The organism is Streptomyces sp. NPDC016562 (genome assembly GCF_043076955.1).
Taxonomy (GTDB): Bacteria; Actinomycetota; Actinomycetes; order Streptomycetales; family Streptomycetaceae; genus Streptomyces.
Genome location: NZ_JBIBRZ010000007.1, coordinates 320,380 through 336,778 on the forward strand (window position 1 = coordinate 320,380; position 16,399 = coordinate 336,778).

Below are 16,399 nucleotides of genomic sequence, written 5' to 3' on the forward strand. Positions count from 1 at the left end.
ATGAGCACCCCGCCCCGGCCCGCCCCGTCGAAGGTCCCTCCCGGCGAGCGCGGCGCCACCCGTATCGCCGACCGGGTCGTCGCCAAGATCGCGGCCCAGGCCGCCCGGGAGGTCTCCGCCCCGGCCGTCGGCGCGCCCCCGCACGCCACCGTCACGGTGCACCACGACATCGCACGGGTACGGGTGAGCCTGGAGCTCGGCTACCCCGCCGACCTCGCCGCCCAGTGCGCGGCCGTACGCCGGCAGGTCGCCGAGCGCATCGAGGACTGCGCGCAGATGTCCGTCCCCGAGGTGGACATCGACATCGAGCACCTGCACTCCACCCACACCCGGACCGCCGCCGGGCGCGACCGGCGGCTGCGGTGAAGGGCCCCGGCGCCGGGGGCGCCGCCCGGTTCCGCTCCGCCCGGCGCGTCCCCGCCGCGCTGACCGCCCTCGCGGTGCTGGGCGTGGCGGCCCTCTTCCTGTACGACCTGGCCGCCGTACGGGCCCACCGCCCCGGCATGGCCTGGCGCCGCGAGCTCGCCCATCAGCTGGAGCGGCACACCCCCGCCGACCTCCCGGTACAGCTGACCGGCGGAGCCCTCGCCGTGGTGGGGGCGCTGCTCCTGCTGCTGGCCCTCACCCCCGGGCTCCGCGGGATCCTGTCGATGCGCACGCCCGACCCGGACGGCGGGGTGCGGGCCGGGATCGGGCGCAAGGACGCCGCTCAGGTCCTGCGGGACCGGGCCATGGAGGTGTCCGGGGTGCGGTCGGTCCGGGTCAGGGTGGGCCGCTCCCGCATCGGCGTGCGGGCCACCTCGCACTTCCGTGAACTGGACGACGTACGGGCCGACCTGGACGCGGTCCTCGCCGTCGGCATCGAGGAACTGGGCCTGGCGCACCCGCCGCAGCCGCGCGTACGGGTCAGGAGGTGAGCGGGATGCTCGGGGTGGTGAACCGGATCCTGCTGGCGCTGCTCGGACTGGTCCTGCTGGCGGCCGGGCTCTCGGCGCTGACGGGATGGTGGCCGCTGCACGGCCGGCACGAGCCGCTGCTGAGCGCCGTCACCCGGCGCCGGTACTGGCACGCCGAAGGCTGGTGGTGGTGGGCGGTGCTCGCCGGGCTCGGCCTGTGCGTGCTGCTGGCCCTGTGGTGGCTGCTGTCCCAGCTCAGGCGCGCGCGGCTGCGGGCGGTGGCCGTGGACACCGGGGACGGGGCGTTCGCCCTGCTGCGCGGGCATGCGCTGGAGGAGGCGGTGGCCGCCGAGGCCGGCGCCCTGGACGGGGTCGCCGGCTGCCGGGTCGCGCTGCACGGCCGGCGCGGGTCACCCGCGCTGCGGATCGCGCTGGAACTGCAACCCCACGCGGTCCCCGCCGACGTCCTGGCCGCCGTCGCGGGTCCGGTCCTGAGCCACGCCCGCGCCTCGGCGGGCCTCGCCGACCTCCCGACGCAGGCCCGCCTCACGGTGACGTCCCACCGCGCGCGGCGCGTGACGTAGTGCGGTGACCCCGCCCCGGGTGCGGCGGTCAGAAGCCGTGCCGGGAGCCGCCGTCGACCGGGAGCATGACGCCCGTCAGGTACGAGGCCGCCGGGGAGAGCAGGAAGGCCGCCGTGCGGCCGAACTCCTCCGGGGTGCCGTAACGCCGCAGCGGGATCCGGGACTCGTTCCCGGCCCGGGCCGCCGCCGCGTCCCCCGACAGCGCGTCCAGTTCGCGCACGCGGTCGGTGTCGATGCGGGCCGGGAGCAGGCCGACGACCCGGATCCCGCGCGGGCCGAGCTCCACCGAGAGGGACTTCGCGAAGCCCGCCAGGCCGGGCCGCAGACCGTTGGAGATGGTCAGGCCGGGGATCGGCTCGTGGACCGAACCCGACAGGACGAAGGCGATGACCCCGCCCTCGCCCAGCTCGGCGGCCGCCTCCCGCGCCAGGCGCACGGCGCCCAGGAAGACCGACTCGAAGGCCTGCGACCACTGGTCGTCGCTGTTGTCGGCCGCGGTACCCGGGGGCGGGCCGCCGACGCTGATGAGGATGCCGTCGAAGCGGCCGAAGCGCTCGCGTGCGGTGGCGATGAGCCGCCCGGCCGCCGCCGGGTCGGAGTTGTCGGCCGCCACACCGGCCGCGTTCGGGCCGAGCGCGGCCGCGGCGTCGGCCGCCCGCTTCTCGTCCCGGCCGCTCAGGAGCACCTTGGCGCCGTCGGCGGTCAGTTCGCGGGCGGAGGCGAAGCCCAGGCCGCGGGTGGCCCCGGTGACGATGTAGACACGGTCTTTCAGTCCAAGATCCATGCCGACACGCTACGCCGTCGCGGGCTCCTGTTCGAGGGCGTCGGCCGCGGCCGCCGCCTCCTCGCGGTCGTGCTTCTCCCGCCGTACGAGGATCACCCAGCCGACCGGTACCGCGGCGGCGAACAGCCACCACTGGACGGCGTACGCCATGTGCGGGCCGATCGAGTCGTGGTCGGGTTCGGCGACGGGCTCGGGGCCGCCCTCCGGCGGGGCCGGCTGGTCCAGTTCCAGGTATCCGCCGAGGACGGGCCGGCCCAGGTACTGCGCCTGCTGCTCGCTGTTGATCAGCATCACCTGGCGGTCCGGCAGGCCCTTGCGGTCCTTGATGCCGCTGCCGCCGCTCGTCTCGTCGGCCTTGAGCCGGCCGGTGACGGTGACCTCGCCCGCGGGCGGGGCCGGCACCGGCGGGTAGGCGCGGGGGTCGTCGCCGCCCGGGACCCAGCCGCGGTTCACGAGTGCCACCCGGCCGTCGCTTAGGACGAGCGGGGTCAGCACGTGGAAGCCGACCTTGTCGTCGTTGTCGGTCCGCATCCGGACGACCACCTCGTGCGCGGCGTCGTACGTGCCGGTCGCGGTGATGGTCCGCCAGAAGTCCGCGCGGGGGACCCGGTGCCCGGGGGAGGTGACCTCGGTCATGGGGACCGGCTGCGCCCGCAGGTTCGTCTCGATCAGCTGGTTCTGCGCGATCCGGTGCTCGTGGCGGTGGTACTGCCAGAACCCCAGCCTGATCATCGCGGGGATCAGGGCGAGGGTGACGAGGGTGAGGCACACCCACTGCCGGGTCAGCACAAAGCGGTACACGCCCACGACGGTACCCCCAGCGCGGCGGACCCCGGCGACCGGGTGGCCGTCCGGGGTCGTGGCGTACGGGCTCGGGCAGGGTTCGGGGGAGGGGGAGGGGCGGGGCCGCAGGGGAGGGCGGGGGAGTCAGACGCGGTCGACGATGCCCACCTTCCCCTCCGCGCGGGCGCAGTGGGCCCCGCAGTACCAGTGGCCCTCGACCTCGACGCCCTGGCCGATGATCGAGACCCGGCAGTGCTCGCAAACGGGCGCCATGCGGTGGATGGCGCAGGAGAAGCAGTCGAAGACGTGCACGGCGCCCTGCGCGTGCACTTCGAAGGACATGCCGTAATCGTTTCCGCAGACCTCACAACGTGCCATGCGCCGATGCTGCGCACGGGCCGGGACCGGAACAAGATCCAGCGGGGTGAGTCGCCGCGCCGGCACCCACCCGGCGCAACGCCCGGGCTCAGGACTCCGCGTCCGCCACGTCCCGCAGCAGCTGCGTGAAGGCCGCCTCGTCGACGACGGGCGTGCCGAAGGACTTCGCCTTGACCGTCTTCGAGGTCGCCGAGTCGGGATCGTTCGTCACCAGGAGGCTGGTGAGGCGCGACACACTCGTCGCGACGTGCAGGCCCGCCTCGACCGCGCGGTCCTCCAGCAGCTCGCGCTCCACCGAGGTGTCACCGGAGAAGGCGATCCGCATGCCCTGCTTCAGCGGCTTGCCGTCCTCGTAGCGCCCCGGGTTGGGGTGCGGGCACGGCGGCCGCTTGCGCGAGGGCCGCCAGCTGCTGTTCCCGTACGAGGACTGGTAGCCCACCCGGGGAGCGGCGGCGGAGTCCGACCACTCCGTCAGCGGCCGGCATTCCAGCAGCGGCAGCCGTACGCCGTCGCGCGCGGCCGCGTGCAGCGACGGACGGAACGCCTCCGCCAGCACCCGCGCGTCGTCGAGGGCGTGGTGGGCGCGCTGCTGGACCACGCCGAAGTGCGCGGCGAGCGACTCCAGCTTGTGGTTGGGCAGCGGCAGGTTCAGTTCCTTCGACAGGGCGATGGTGCACAGCCGCTGACGGACCGGCGCGGTCGCGGCGGCCCGGGCGTACTCACGGGCGATCATCTGCCAGTCGAAGATGGCGTTGTGCGCGACCAGCACCCGGTCCGCGAGACGGCCGGCGAACTCCTCGGCGACGTCGCCGAAGAGCGGAGCGTCGGCGAGCATCGCGCTCGTCAGACCGTGGATCCACACCGGTCCGGGATCGCGCTGCGGGTTGACGAGGGTGTACCAGTGGTCCTCCACGTTGCCCTGCGCGTCGAGCCGGTAGACGGCCGCGGAGATGATCCGGTCGTCGCGAGCGAGCCCGGTGGTCTCCACGTCGACGACCGCGTACCCCTGGGGGTACGCGGTCGGCCATGTCGTCTCTGCGGTCGTACGGTCGTCGAGCATGGTCACAGAGGATATCGGCACCGACTGACAGCCCCGGCCGCGATGCCGTTCAGCGCGGACCCGCGAGCAGGGCCGTGACGAGCGCCCGTACGGACAGCAGGAACAGCCGCTCCGGATCCGCGGGGCGGGCCAGTGCGCGGGCGAGGGCGGGGTCGTGGGGGGCGGCGGCCGGGTCCCAGAGGTCGCTCTCGGCAGGGGACTGCGCGGGGGCGCGTTCGCGGTTGCGCTCGACGAGCAGGAAGCCGACGATCTGGAACTGGATCGCGCGCACCGCGTCGGCCGCCCGGGCGCCGCGCAGCCCCGCGCGGTGCACCTCGTGCACCAGGGCCTGCTGCGCGGGCAGGAACATCCGCTCGGTGAGCCCGCGTTCGTGGACCATCGCGATCAGGTGCGGGCGCTCGCGCAGCTCGCGGCGCAGGGTCCGGGCCACCGAGAGGATCCGCTCGGCGGGGGTGCGGCCGGACGGGCGGATCGCGCCCATCTCCTCCACGGTCCGCCGCACGAGGGCGTCGAGCAGCGATTCGCGGTTGCCGACGTGCCAGTAGATGGACGTCACCGCGGTGCCCAGCTCGGCGGCCAGCCCCCGCATGGTGAGGGCCGCCGGGCCGTGCCGCTTGACCAGGGAGGCCGCGACGTCCAGCACCTCGTCGCGGGTCAGCGTGCTTCTGGCCATGGATCCGGTCCACCCGTCTGTCGTTGCTCTGAAACTGACTCTTCGTCAATTCTGCTGGGTGCAGGGGTCTTTACCCTTCATCGGTCGCGGTGTAACTGTGTTACAGACCCGAACCGAGAGGTGGTGCGAGACATGGCACGCGTACGGTACGGAGCGCGGACCGAGGCCGAGATCGCGGCGTCGCGCGAGAAGAGTTCCCGGCTCCCCGACATCTGGTCCACCGGTGTGGTGGCCGTCTGGGAGAGCGATCCCGACGTGGTGGCGGCGGTCCTGCCGCCCCCGCTCAAGCCCGCCGAGCGCCCCCTCGTACGGGCCAACATCAGCAAGGTCGACCTGCCCGGCTATCCGCTCGGCGCCGGCTCGGTGGCCGTCGCGGCCCGGCACGGCGGGATCGAGGGCTGGTACCCGCTGGTCATGCCGATGACCCACGAGCGGGCCCTGATCGGCGGCCGGGAGGTCTTCGGCGAGCCGAAGAAACTGGGCGAGGTCACCGTCGAGCGCGACGGGCTCGTGGTACGGGCCGGCCTGGCCCGGCACGGGATCGCCTTCGTGGAGGTGCGCGGGGCGGTGGACCGCGAGCTGCCGCTGCCCGCGCCCACCCTGAAGACCGACTTCTACTTCAAGTTCCTGCCCGCCGTGGACGGTTCGGGCTTCGACGCCGACCCGGTCCTCGTCCACTGCACGCGCAACGAAAAGGTCCGCAAGCTGGAGCACGTCACCGGGGACGTCGTCCTGCGCGAGTCCATGTTCGACCCGGTCGCCGACCTCCCCGTCCGCCGGATCGTGGAGATCACCATCGGCGAGAAGACCACCGACCAGAAGGGCAGGGTGGTCGAACGGGTGAGCGCCGAGGCCCTGCTCCCCTACCTCCACCAGCGCTACGACGACCCGATGCAGATCCTCGACGCACCCCCGGCGGGCGCGGCGCAGGGGAGGGACTGACGTGCGGCTCGAACCGGGACAGGTGGCCGTGGTCACCGGCGCCGCCAGCGGCATCGGCCTCGCGATGGCCCGCCGCTTCGCCGCCGAAGGGCTGAAGGTCGTCCTCGCCGACGTGGAGGAGGGCGCCCTGCGCAAGGCCGCCGACGCACTGGACGCGGAAGGGGCCCGCGTCCTCGCCAAGACGGTCGACGTCAGCGACCGCGACTCCGTGACCGCCCTGGCCGACGCCGCCTACGAGGCCTTCGGCGCCGTGCACGTCCTGTGCAACAACGCGGGCGTCGGCTCGGGCGCCGAGGGCCGGATGTGGGAGCACGAGCCCAACGACTGGAAGTGGGCCTTCTCCGTCAACGTGTGGGGCGTCTTCCACGGCATCCAGGCCTTCGTCCCCCGCATGCTCGCGGGCGGCGCCCCCGGACACGTGGTCAACACCTCCTCCGGCGACGGCGGCATCGCCCCGCTGCCCACCGCCTCCGTGTACGCGGTCACCAAGGCGGCCGTGGTCACCATGACCGAGTCGCTCTACGCCCACCTCCGGGCCGAGGGCGCGGCCGTGGGGGCCTCCGTCCTCTTCCCCGGACCCCACATGCTGCGCACCGGGCTGTGGGAGTCGCACCGCAACCGCCCCGCCCGGTACGCGAAGGAGCGGCCGCGCAGGTCCCCGTACCGCAGCCTCGACCAGTACGAGGCGGCGATGAAGCAGGCCGGCCACCCGGTGGAGTTCACCCCGGTCGAGGAGGTCGCCGGGCACGTGGTCGACGGGATCCGCGCCGACCGCTTCTGGATGCTCCCGGCCAGCGAGCACAGCGACCGGCAGATCCGGGCCCGCTCGCAGTCGATGCTCGACCGGGCCAACCCCGCCTACCTGGAACGTTTCATCCTCGACTGACCCGACTGAGGGGCGCTCCCGTGAGTGACGCACCGTACGAAGACCCGTACCTGATCATCTCCTCCGACTGCCACGCGGGCCTGCCGACCGAGCGGTACCGGCCGTACCTGGACCGCAGGTTCCACCCCCAGTTCGACGAGTTCCTCGGCGAGCGCGACGCCCGCCGCGCCGAGGCCACCCGCCTGGGCGTCCGCAACGAGGCCTTCGCCGAGAAGTGGTTCCACGACCACGAGGAAGGCCTGAAGGGCGGCTGGGACACCGGCCGGCGGCTGAAGGAACTCGACGGCGACGGCGTGGCCGCCGAGGTCGTCTTCCCCGACGCGGACGCCGTCGACAGCCAGACCGCGGCCCCCTTCGGGGTCGGCCTCGGCCTCTCCGGCGACCAGGACCCCGAGCTGGGCATGGCGGGCGCGCAGGCGCACAACCGCTGGCTGGCGGAGTTCGTCTCCGAGCACCCCGAACGGCACTGCGGGGTCGCCCTGCTGCCCATCACCGGCGATCCGGACAAGGTCGTCGCGGAGGTCCACCGGGCCAAGGAGTCCGGGCTGGGCGCGCTGATGATCCCCGCCATGTGGGTGGACAAGGCGCCCTACCACGACCGCCGCTACGACCCCGTCTGGGCGGCGGCGGCCGAGACGCGGATGCCGATCGTCACCCACTCCGGGTCCTCGCCGCGCCACGAGTACGGCGACCACCTCGGCATCTTCGTCTCCGAGGTCACCTGGTGGCCCTCGCGCCCGCTCTGGTTCCTGCTCTGGTCCGGCGTCTTCGAGCGCCACCCGGAGCTGAGGTTCGGCATCGCCGAGTCGGGCTGCTGGTGGCTCCCGAACCAGCTGTGGTTCATGGACCGGCTCTACCTCGGCGCGCACGGCGGAAAGAAGCTCTCCCCGTTCGAGGAGCTGAAGCGCCCGCCGAGCGAGTACCTCGACCGCCAGGTGTTCATCTGCGCCACGAACACCAAGCGCCGGGAGCTGGCGCAGCGCTACGAGATCGGCGTGGACAACATCCTGTGGGGCTCGGACTTCCCGCACCCCGAGGGCACCTGGCCGAACACGCGCAGCTGGCTGAAGAAGACCTTCCACGACATCCCCGTCGCCGAGACCCGCCGGATGCTGGGCCTGGCGGCGGCCGAGGTCTTCGGCTTCGACACCGCGAAGCTGGCCCCCGTCGCCCGCCGGATCGGCCCCACCCCGGCCGAGCTCGGCCAGTCCCCGGACCAGGCGGCGGTGGAGGCCTCCTGGGCCCGCTCCCGCGAGATGGGCCGCCACTGGCTGACCGGCCACGAGTTCCCGGTGCTGGGGGTGTCCTGATGGAGGACCGCTACACGGTCATCTCGGCGGACTGCCACGCGGGCGCCGACCTGCTGGACTACAAGCCGTACCTGGAGAAGCGCCACCACGACGAGTTCGACGCCTGGGCCGCCTCGTACGTGAACCCGTACGAGGACCTCCTCGCGGACACCGCCGACCGGAACTGGAACTCCCGGCGCCGGCTCGCGGAGCTCGAAGCGGACGGCATCGTCGCCGAGGTGCTCTTCCCGAACACGATCCCGCCCTTCTTCCCCTCCGCCTCCCTGATGGCTCCGGCCCCCACGGCGGCGGAGTTCGAGCTCCGCTGGGCGGGCCTGCGGGCCCACAACCGCTGGCTGGCCGACTTCTGCGCGGACGCCCCGGGCCGGCGCGCGGGAGTGGTCCAGATCTTGCTGGGCGACGTCGACGAGGCGGTGAAGGAGATCCGCCGCACCAAGGAGGCGGGCCTCACGGGCGGCATCCTGCTGCCGGGCGCGCCACCCGGATCGGGCGTTCCCGAGCTGTACTCCGCCGCCTACGACCCCCTGTGGGCGGTGTGCGACGAGCTGGACGTCCCGGTCAACCACCACGGCGGCTCGGCCTCGCCCCCGCTCGGGGAGGAACCCGCCGCCCGCGCCGTCTTCATGGTGGAGACCACGTGGTTCTCGCACCGCGCCCTGTGGCACCTGATCTTCGGCGGGGCCTTCCGCCGCCACCCGGGTCTCAAGCTGGTCCTCACCGAGCAGGGCTCGGGCTGGATCCCCGGGGTGCTGGAGATGCTGGACTACTACCACGGCCGCCTGGTCGCCGCCTCGGCCACGGCCGAGTCCAAGTTCGGGGCGGGCCTCGCCGATTCCATGGGCAAGGGCCCGAGCGAGGTCTGGCGGGACAACTGCTTCGTGGGAGCCAGCTTCATGCGCCCCCACGAGGTCCCCCTGCGGGAGCGGATCGGCCTCGAAAAGATCATGTGGGGCAGCGACTACCCGCACGACGAGGGCACCACGCCCTACTCCCGCGAGGGCCTGCGCATCGCCTACGCGGGGCTGCCGCGCGCGGAGGTCGCCGCGATGGTCGGCGGCAACGCGGCCCGGGTCTACGGCTTCGACCTGTCCCTGCTGGACGCCGTCGCCGCCGAGCACGGCCCGCTGGTCCGCGAGATCGCCGAGCCGCTCACCGAGATCCCGCCCGCGGCCACCAGCCCGGCCTTCGCCCGCGGCGGCTCGGTCCGCGTCTGGTGACACCCGGCCGGGCCGGATGGCCGGCCCGGCCGATACCCCCGGTAACCCCGTTGGATACCGATCGGTAACAACCTCTAGCGGCACCCCGGAACGCGCCTCTATGGTGCGGACATGCCGAACCTGCCCGATGTCGTGCTGTGGTCCATACCAGCCTTCGTGCTGCTCACCGTCGTGGAGATGGTGAGCTACCGGATACATCCCGACGAGGACGCCGCCGGGTACGAGACCAAGGACGCCGTCACCAGCATCGGCATGGGCCTCGGCAGCATCGGCTTCGACCTGCTCTGGAAGATCCCCGTCGTCGCGATCTACACGGCGGTCTACGAGCTGACGCCCCTGCGCGTGCCCGTGCTGTGGTGGACCCTCCTGCTGATGCTGCTCGTGCAGGACTTCCTCTACTACTTCCAGCACCGCGGGCACCACGTCATCCGCATCCTCTGGGCCTGCCACGTGGTGCACCACAGCAGCCGCAAGTTCAACCTCACCACCGCCCTGCGCCAGCCGTGGACCAGCGCCACCTCGTGGCCGTTCTACCTGCCGATGGTCGCCCTCGGCGTGCACCCGGCCGTGATCCCGTTCTGCTACTCGGTCAACCTCGTCTACCAGTTCTGGGTCCACACCGAGCGCATCGGCAAGCTGCCGCGCCCCATCGAGTACGTCTTCAACACCCCCTCCCACCACCGCGTCCACCACGCCTCCCAGGGCGGGTACCTCGACCGCAACTTCGGCGGGATCCTGATCATCTGGGACCGGATCTTCGGCTCCTGGGTGGGCGAGGGCGAGAAGCCCGTCTTCGGACTGACGAAGAACATCAACACCTACAACCCGCTGCGCGTGGCCACCCACGAGTACGTCGCCATCGCCCGGGACGTGCGGGCCGCCGGCTCCTGGCGGGAGCGCGCCGGACGGGTGTTCCGCGGTCCCGGCTGGCAGCCGGCGGCCCGCCCGGCCGAGGCCGCGGCGCCGGTTCCGGCGCAGGCTCCCGCTCCGGCGCCGGCGCAGGCTTCCGTACAAGCCCCCGTACAAGCCCCCGCGCAGGCCTCCGCTCCGGCTCCCGCCCGGGAGACCAGCGCGTGAGCGCCGCCGAGTCCACCGGCCGCCGCACGCCCTCCTGGGTCACCGCGGCCGCGCCGGCCGGGCGGGCCCGCCTCGGCAGGGCCGCCCTCGTCGCCTTCGCCCTGGCCACCGCCCTCGACCTCGGCTCGCTGCTCGCCGGCTGGCACCTCGGGCACGTCATCGCCAAACCGCTGCTGATGCCCCTGCTCGTCGTCCACGTCTGCACGGGCGGACGCGGGGGCACGCGCGGCGTACCCCGCCTGCTCGTGGCGGCCCTGCTGCTGGGCTGGGGCGGGGACCTGGCGCTGCTCTTCGACGCCGAGGCCGCCTTCCTGATCGGCATGGGCTGCTTCTCCGCCGGGCACGTCTGCTATCTCGTCCTCTTCGGCAGGAGGACCACGAACCCGCTCCTCGGGGGCGCCTACGCGCTGGCGCTCGTCGGGACCGTCGGGCTGATGTGGAGCGACCTCCCCGCCGACCTGCGGATCCCCGTGGCCGGCTACAGCCTGCTGCTCACGACCATGGCCTACCGCTCCAGCGCGATGGGCCTGCGGGCCGGGGTCGGCGGGGCGCTGTTCCTGGTCTCCGACATGATCATCGCCACCGGCGTCGCCGCATGGCCCCAGCCGCCCCGGCCGGACTTCTGGATCATGGCGACCTACCTCGCCGCCCAGTACCTGCTGGCCACGGGCAGCCTCGCCGCGCGGGAGGCGTACCGTGGGGAGGCCCCACAAGGGCACCACCCACGAGGGCAGCACCCACGGGGCTGACCCATCCCCCCACCCGGAGGACTGCACCACCATGCGCGCCACCGTCATCCACGCCCCCCACGACATCCGCGTGGAGGAGGTGCCCGACGCCGCCGTCCAGCGCCCCGAGGACGCCGTCGTCCGCGTCCTGCGCGCCTGCATCTGCGGCAGCGACCTCTGGGCCTACCGCGGCGCGGCCGCGCGCCAGCCCGGCCAGCGCATCGGCCACGAGTTCCTCGGCATCGTCGAGGAGACCGGCTCCGCCGTGTCGGGCCTGCGCGCCGGCGACCTCGTCGTCGCCCCCTTCATGTGGTCCGACGGGACCTGCGACTACTGCGCCGAGGGCCTGTTCACCTCCTGCGAGCACGGTGGCTTCTGGGGCTCGGTCGGCCACGACGGCGGCCAGGGCGAGGCCGTACGCGTCCCGCACGCCGACGGCACCCTGGTGAAGCTGCCCGCCGAGGCGGTCGGCGACGACCACCTCCTGACGGGCCTGCTCGCGCTCTCCGACGTCATGGGCACCGGCCACCACGCGGCGCTCGGCGCGGGCGTGCGCGAGGGCTCCACGGTCGCGGTCGTCGGTGACGGCGCGGTCGGCCTGTGCGGCGTCCTCGCCGCCAAGCGCCTCGGCGCCGAGCGGATCATCGCACTGGGCCGCCACGCGGCCCGTACGGACATCGCCAAGTTCTTCGGGGCCACCGATGTCGTCGCCGAGCGCGGGGAGGCCGCCGAGGCGGCCGTCCGCGAGCTCACCGGCGGCCGGGGCGCGCACGCGGTCATCGAGGCGGTCGGCACCGAGCAGTCCATGCGCACCGCCGTGAACATCACCCGCGACGGCGGGGCCGTCGGCTACGTCGGCGTCCCGCACGGCAGCGGCACCGGCCTCGACCTCGGCGTCATGTTCGACCGCAACATCACCCTGCGCGGTGGCGTGGCCCCCGTCCGGGCCTACATCCCGGAGCTGCTGGAGGACGTGCTCAGCGGCGCGATCGACCCGTCGCCCGTCTTCGACCGGACCGTGTCCCTGGCCGAGGTCCCCGAGGGCTACCGCGCGATGGACGACCGCAGTGCGCTCAAGGTCATGATCACGCTCTGAACGGGAAAGAGGGCCGGACGGGGGTCACCCCGCCCGGCCCTCCGCCGTATCAGCCGGTTACTTGACGGCCTTGAGCGCGTCGACCACGCCGTAGCCGTAGTAGCCCGTCTGGCCCCACTTGCTCTGGCAGGTGGTGGCGTCGATCAGGGTGCCTGCGCTGTTGTAGATCTGGCTCGGGCAGGTGGCCTTGGTGGCCTGGCCCTTGAGCATCGCCTGGATCTGCGAGGGCGCGGCCGAGGGGTGGGCGCTCTTGAGCAGCGCCGCGACGCCCGCCACGTGCGGCGCGGCCATCGAGGTGCCCTGCTTGTAGCCGTAACCCCCGCCCGGGATGGTCGACAGCACGCGGCCGTTGGCGTCCGGGGTGGCCGGGACCTGCCACTTGTCGCCGCCCGGGGCGGCGACGTCCACGACCCCGAGGCCGTAGCTGGAGTAGTACGAGCGCAGGCCCTTGTCACCGGTCGCCGAGACCGTGACGACACCCGGCAGCTGCGTGGGCAGGTCCAGGCAGACCTTGGGGTCGATGGTGCGCGGCCCCGGGGTCGTGTCGTTCGGGCTGGAGTCGTCCAGGATCGAGTCCCCGGCCAGGTCGTGGTTGGAGTTGCCGGCCGAGGCCACGTGGAGCGTGCCCTTGCGCTCGGCGTACTTGGTGGCCCGGCCGATGGCCTCCACCAGCGCCTTCTGGTCGTCGTCCGCCTTGCAGTTGTAGAGCCACGGGTCGACGTAGTAGCTGTTGTTGGTCACCTCGATCCCCTTCTCGGCGGCGAACATGAAGCCGCAGACGACCGCCTCGGTGTAGAAGAGGCTGGTGCCGGGCTCGCTCACCTTGATCGCGGCGATCTTCACGCCGGGCGCGACACCGCTGATGCCTATGCCGTTGCGCGGGGCCGCTATGGTGCCCGCCACGTGCGTGCCGTGGTCGCTGCCGTCGGCGTACGGGCGCCAGGCGCCCTCGGTGGTGTCCGCGACGCCGCCGACGCAGTTGGCCGACTGCTCCTTGGAGAAGTTCGGGGCGAGATCGGGGTGGGTGTCGTCGACACCCGTGTCGATGACGCCGACGGTGACGTCCTGGCTGCCATCGTTGATCTTGTGAGCCTCGTCGGCCTTGATCGTCCGCAGGTCCCACTGGTTGGACTCGAGCGGCTCCTGACCCTCCTGGGCCTGCGCCGCCGCCTTGGCGGCGTCCGCCTCGCTCAGCCGCTGAGTGGCGCCCTCCTCGGTGGTCTGCACGGCCTGCATCGGGGCCGTCCGGGTGGCACCGACCGACACGAACAGGCCGCGCTGGGCCCGCAGCTGCTTGGCGAAGTCCGGGTTCTGGGAATGTGCGACGACGACCCCGATCTCCTCATAGGCCGTCACCACCGTTCCACCGGCGCGCTCGATGGCCTTCTTGGCGGCCGTCACCGTGGCGTAGGAGTTCAGGTTCGCCACGTAGGACAGCTTGGGGCCGGTGGTGTCGGCCTTCGAAGCCGTCGCCGCGTCCGCCGTGTTGCCCAGCGGGGCGGCGGAGGCCGCGACCGAGGGCAGGAAGGCGAGCGAGGCGGTGAGCGCCAGGCCGACCGGAACGGCGAGGGCGCGCCGGCGGCCGGATCCCAGATGAGCCATGGGTTCTCCACATCATCTTCGAGAAAGCCGTCCGTACGCGGTCGCGTCGGACGGGTTCATGACACGCGAACCTAGCGTCGTCGTTCCCCTTTGCGCCATCAGTTCGAGAAATCAGTTTTCGAAGAATCCGCGGGTGTTGAACCGTCCCGACGCGCCGGCCGTGCCGTTGACAGGGGGGCTCGGCACCACCGTCCCCCCACACGGAGGTTGTTTTGTCCGTCGTCCCCACCGCACCCGCGTCACAAGGAGATCCCCCCGTGACCACCGAAGCAGCGCCGCCGCCGGGCGGCACGGGAACGCCACCGGCGGGTCCCACGGCCGATGATTTCGCGAGCGTCCAGCAGAGCGCCGAGTTCGCCGAACTGCGCAGCTCCTACCGCTCCTTCGCCTTCCCGCTCACCGTGGCCTTCATCGCCTGGTACCTGCTCTACGTCCTGCTGTCCAACTACGCGGGCGGCTTCATGGGGACCAAGCTCTTCGGCAACGTCAACGTCGCCCTCGTGCTCGGTCTCGCCCAGTTCGCGACGACCTTCCTCATCGCCTGGCTGTACTCGCGGCACGCCGCCACGAAGCTCGACCCCAAGGCGCAGGCCATCAAGGCGCGGATGGAGGCCGGCGAATGAGCGGCACGCTGACCGGTCTGACGGACCTCACGCATCCGAACGGCCTCACGACGGTCGCCGCGGGCGCCTCCGAGCACCGGCCGCTGATCATCACCCTGTTCGGGCTGTTCGTCGTCGCCACCCTGGTCATCACCGTCTGGGCCGGCCGCCAGACCAAGGACGCCGCCGACTTCTACGCGGGCGGCCGCCAGTTCACCGGCTTCCAGAACGGCCTCGCCATCTCCGGCGACTACATGTCCGCCGCGTCCTTCCTCGGCATTGCCGGGGCCATCGCCCTCTTCGGCTACGACGGCTTCCTCTACTCCATCGGCTTCCTGGTGGCCTGGCTGGTCGCCCTGCTGCTCGTCGCCGAGCCGCTGCGCAACTCCGGCCGCTACACGATGGGCGACGTCCTCGCGTACCGGATGCGCCAGCGGCCCGTGCGCACCGCCGCCGGCACCTCCACCATCGTGGTCTCGATCTTCTACCTGCTCGCCCAGATGGCCGGCGCCGGCGTGCTCGTCTCGCTGCTCCTCGGCATCACCAGCGACGGCGGCAAGGTGGCCGTGGTCGCGCTCGTCGGCGTCCTGATGATCGTCTACGTGACCATCGGCGGCATGAAGGGCACCACCTGGGTCCAGATGATCAAGGCCGTCCTGCTGATCGCGGGCGCCCTGCTGATCACCTTCCTGGTGCTGCTGAAGTTCGACTTCAACATCTCCGCCCTGCTGGGCCAGGCCGCCGAGAACAGCGGCCAGGGCACGAAGTTCCTGGAGCCCGGCCTCAAGTACGGCAAGGACTCGCTGACCAAGCTGGACTTCATCTCCCTCGGCCTCGCCCTGGTCCTCGGCACCGCGGGCCTGCCGCACATCCTGATCCGCTTCTACACCGTGCCCACGGCCCAGGCCGCCCGCAAGTCCGTGAACTGGGCCATCGGCATCATCGGCGCCTTCTATCTGATGACCATCGCCCTCGGCTTCGGCGCCGCGGCCCTCCTCAAGCGGGCCGACATCCTCGCCTCCAACAAGGCCGGCAACACCGCCGCCCCGCTGCTCGCCCAGGAGATCGGCGGCGGCCCCGACTCCACCGGCGGCGCCATCCTGCTCGCCGTGATCTCGGCGGTCGCCTTCGCCACCATCCTCGCCGTGGTCGCGGGCCTCACCCTGGCCTCCTCCTCTTCCTTCGCGCACGACCTGTACGTCAACGTCATCCGCAAGGGCAAGGCCACCGAGAAGGAGGAGATGAGCGCGGCCCGCTGGTCCACCGTCGTGATCGGCGCCGTCGCCATCGGCCTGGGGGCGCTGGCCCGCGACCTGAACGTGGCCGGGCTGGTGGCGCTCGCCTTCGCGGTGGCCGCCTCCGCCAACCTGCCGACGATCCTCTACAGCCTCTTCTGGAAGCGCTTCACCACCCAGGGGGCCCTGTGGTCCATCTACGGCGGACTGGTCTCGGCGGTCGGCCTGGTGCTGTTCTCCCCGGTCGTGTCCGGCAAGCCCACCTCGATGTTCAAGGACGCCGACTTCTACTGGTTCCCGCTGGAGAACCCGGGCATCATCTCGATCCCGCTCGGCTTCCTGCTGGGATGGCTGGGGACGGTCCTGTCCAAGGAGAAGGCCGACCCGCAGAAGTTCGCCGAGCTGGAGGTGCGCTCCCTGACCGGCACCGGGGCGCACTGAGCAGGCCCACCGAGCGGGCCCGGGAGCGGGCTCTATGAGTTCGGCCGAACACCCAACGTGGCCGCGTCGTAGGTCTCTACGACGCGGCCGTGTTACGTCTCGTTC

18 protein-coding genes are annotated in these 16,399 nt (G+C 72.4%); 12 read left to right on the forward strand and 6 right to left on the reverse strand.

The features are described from left to right. The 3 genes from ACF059_RS26950 to amaP are packed head-to-tail and all read left to right on the forward strand — an operon-like array spanning position 1 to position 1,480. Positions 1-366 carry an Asp23/Gls24 family envelope stress response protein gene (locus ACF059_RS26950; protein ID WP_392061798.1) on the forward strand — a complete coding sequence of 122 codons (366 nt, stop codon included), beginning with the start codon at positions 1-3 and terminating at the stop codon, positions 364-366. Further along, entirely contained in the window at positions 267-917 is a 651-nt protein-coding gene (locus tag ACF059_RS26955) for a DUF6286 domain-containing protein (RefSeq protein WP_392061941.1), read from the forward strand. The genes ACF059_RS26950 and ACF059_RS26955 overlap by 100 nt, the downstream gene beginning before the upstream one ends. A 5-nt stretch (positions 918-922) precedes the next feature. Then, positions 923-1,480, forward strand: a complete 558-nt coding sequence (gene amaP, locus ACF059_RS26960) for an alkaline shock response membrane anchor protein AmaP (RefSeq protein ID WP_392061801.1) — start codon at positions 923-925, stop codon at positions 1,478-1,480. A gap of 28 nt (positions 1,481-1,508) precedes the next feature. Here the strand turns inward: amaP and ACF059_RS26965 are convergent, their stop codons facing one another. The 5 genes from ACF059_RS26965 to ACF059_RS26985 all read right to left on the reverse strand — a co-directional run bounded on the left by ACF059_RS26965 (position 1,509) and on the right by ACF059_RS26985 (position 5,158). Further along, positions 1,509-2,264, reverse strand: a complete 756-nt coding sequence (locus ACF059_RS26965; protein ID WP_392061804.1) for an SDR family oxidoreductase — start codon at positions 2,262-2,264, stop codon at positions 1,509-1,511. Between the two features lie 9 nt (positions 2,265-2,273). Then, positions 2,274-3,065: an SURF1 family protein gene (locus ACF059_RS26970; RefSeq protein WP_392061807.1), complete on the reverse strand. Its 792-nt coding sequence runs from the start codon at positions 3,063-3,065 to the stop codon at positions 2,274-2,276. A gap of 126 nt (positions 3,066-3,191) precedes the next feature. Then, positions 3,192-3,425 carry a hypothetical protein gene (locus ACF059_RS26975; RefSeq protein WP_360899587.1) on the reverse strand — a complete coding sequence of 78 codons (234 nt, stop codon included), beginning with the start codon at positions 3,423-3,425 and terminating at the stop codon, positions 3,192-3,194. Between the two features lie 88 nt (positions 3,426-3,513). Continuing rightward, entirely contained in the window at positions 3,514-4,491 is a 978-nt protein-coding gene (locus ACF059_RS26980) for a DEDDh family exonuclease (protein WP_361944299.1), read from the reverse strand. A 43-nt stretch (positions 4,492-4,534) separates the two neighbouring features. Further along, positions 4,535-5,158, reverse strand: coding sequence for a TetR family transcriptional regulator (locus ACF059_RS26985; RefSeq protein WP_361944220.1), 624 nt, complete (start codon positions 5,156-5,158; stop codon positions 4,535-4,537). Between the two features lie 132 nt (positions 5,159-5,290). On the opposite strand from ACF059_RS26985, the gene ACF059_RS26990 reads away from it, so the two are divergent. The 7 genes from ACF059_RS26990 to ACF059_RS27020 all read left to right on the forward strand — a co-directional run bounded on the left by ACF059_RS26990 (position 5,291) and on the right by ACF059_RS27020 (position 12,414). Continuing rightward, positions 5,291-6,100: an acetoacetate decarboxylase family protein gene (locus ACF059_RS26990; protein WP_392061810.1), complete on the forward strand. Its 810-nt coding sequence runs from the start codon at positions 5,291-5,293 to the stop codon at positions 6,098-6,100. Between the two features lies 1 nt (position 6,101). Continuing rightward, on the forward strand, positions 6,102-6,986 hold the full coding sequence (locus ACF059_RS26995) for an SDR family NAD(P)-dependent oxidoreductase (RefSeq protein ID WP_392061813.1): 885 nt from the start codon (positions 6,102-6,104) through the stop codon (positions 6,984-6,986). Positions 6,987-7,006: 20 nt separating this feature from the next. Further along, the gene (locus ACF059_RS27000) at positions 7,007-8,296 is read left to right on the forward strand and encodes an amidohydrolase family protein (RefSeq protein ID WP_392061816.1); all 1,290 of its coding nucleotides are present in this window, start codon (positions 7,007-7,009) and stop codon (positions 8,294-8,296) included. Continuing rightward, entirely contained in the window at positions 8,296-9,513 is a 1,218-nt protein-coding gene (locus tag ACF059_RS27005; protein ID WP_392061819.1) for an amidohydrolase family protein, read from the forward strand. Before ACF059_RS27000 ends, ACF059_RS27005 begins: the two co-directional genes overlap by 1 nt. A 111-nt stretch (positions 9,514-9,624) precedes the next feature. Next, positions 9,625-10,590 carry a sterol desaturase family protein gene (locus ACF059_RS27010; RefSeq protein ID WP_392061822.1) on the forward strand — a complete coding sequence of 322 codons (966 nt, stop codon included), beginning with the start codon at positions 9,625-9,627 and terminating at the stop codon, positions 10,588-10,590. Continuing rightward, complete coding sequence (locus tag ACF059_RS27015) at positions 10,587-11,339, forward strand: lysoplasmalogenase (protein WP_392061825.1); 753 nt, start codon at positions 10,587-10,589, stop codon at positions 11,337-11,339. Before ACF059_RS27010 ends, ACF059_RS27015 begins: the two co-directional genes overlap by 4 nt. 31 nt (positions 11,340-11,370) lie before the next feature. Then, positions 11,371-12,414 (forward strand): zinc-dependent alcohol dehydrogenase family protein, encoded by a 1,044-nt coding sequence (locus ACF059_RS27020; RefSeq protein WP_366868993.1) that lies wholly within the window; start codon positions 11,371-11,373, stop codon positions 12,412-12,414. Between the two features lie 57 nt (positions 12,415-12,471). Here ACF059_RS27020 and ACF059_RS27025 read toward each other — a convergent pair whose 3' ends face one another. After that, positions 12,472-14,016, reverse strand: a complete 1,545-nt coding sequence (locus ACF059_RS27025) for a S8 family serine peptidase (RefSeq protein ID WP_361946985.1) — start codon at positions 14,014-14,016, stop codon at positions 12,472-12,474. Positions 14,017-14,273: 257 nt separating this feature from the next. Between ACF059_RS27025 and ACF059_RS27030 the strand changes: the two genes are divergently transcribed. After that, on the forward strand, positions 14,274-14,639 hold the full coding sequence (locus ACF059_RS27030) for a DUF485 domain-containing protein (protein ID WP_361946988.1): 366 nt from the start codon (positions 14,274-14,276) through the stop codon (positions 14,637-14,639). After that, positions 14,636-16,294: a cation acetate symporter gene (locus tag ACF059_RS27035; RefSeq protein WP_392061829.1), complete on the forward strand. Its 1,659-nt coding sequence runs from the start codon at positions 14,636-14,638 to the stop codon at positions 16,292-16,294. Before ACF059_RS27030 ends, ACF059_RS27035 begins: the two co-directional genes overlap by 4 nt. Positions 16,295-16,399: the final 105 nt, after the last annotated feature.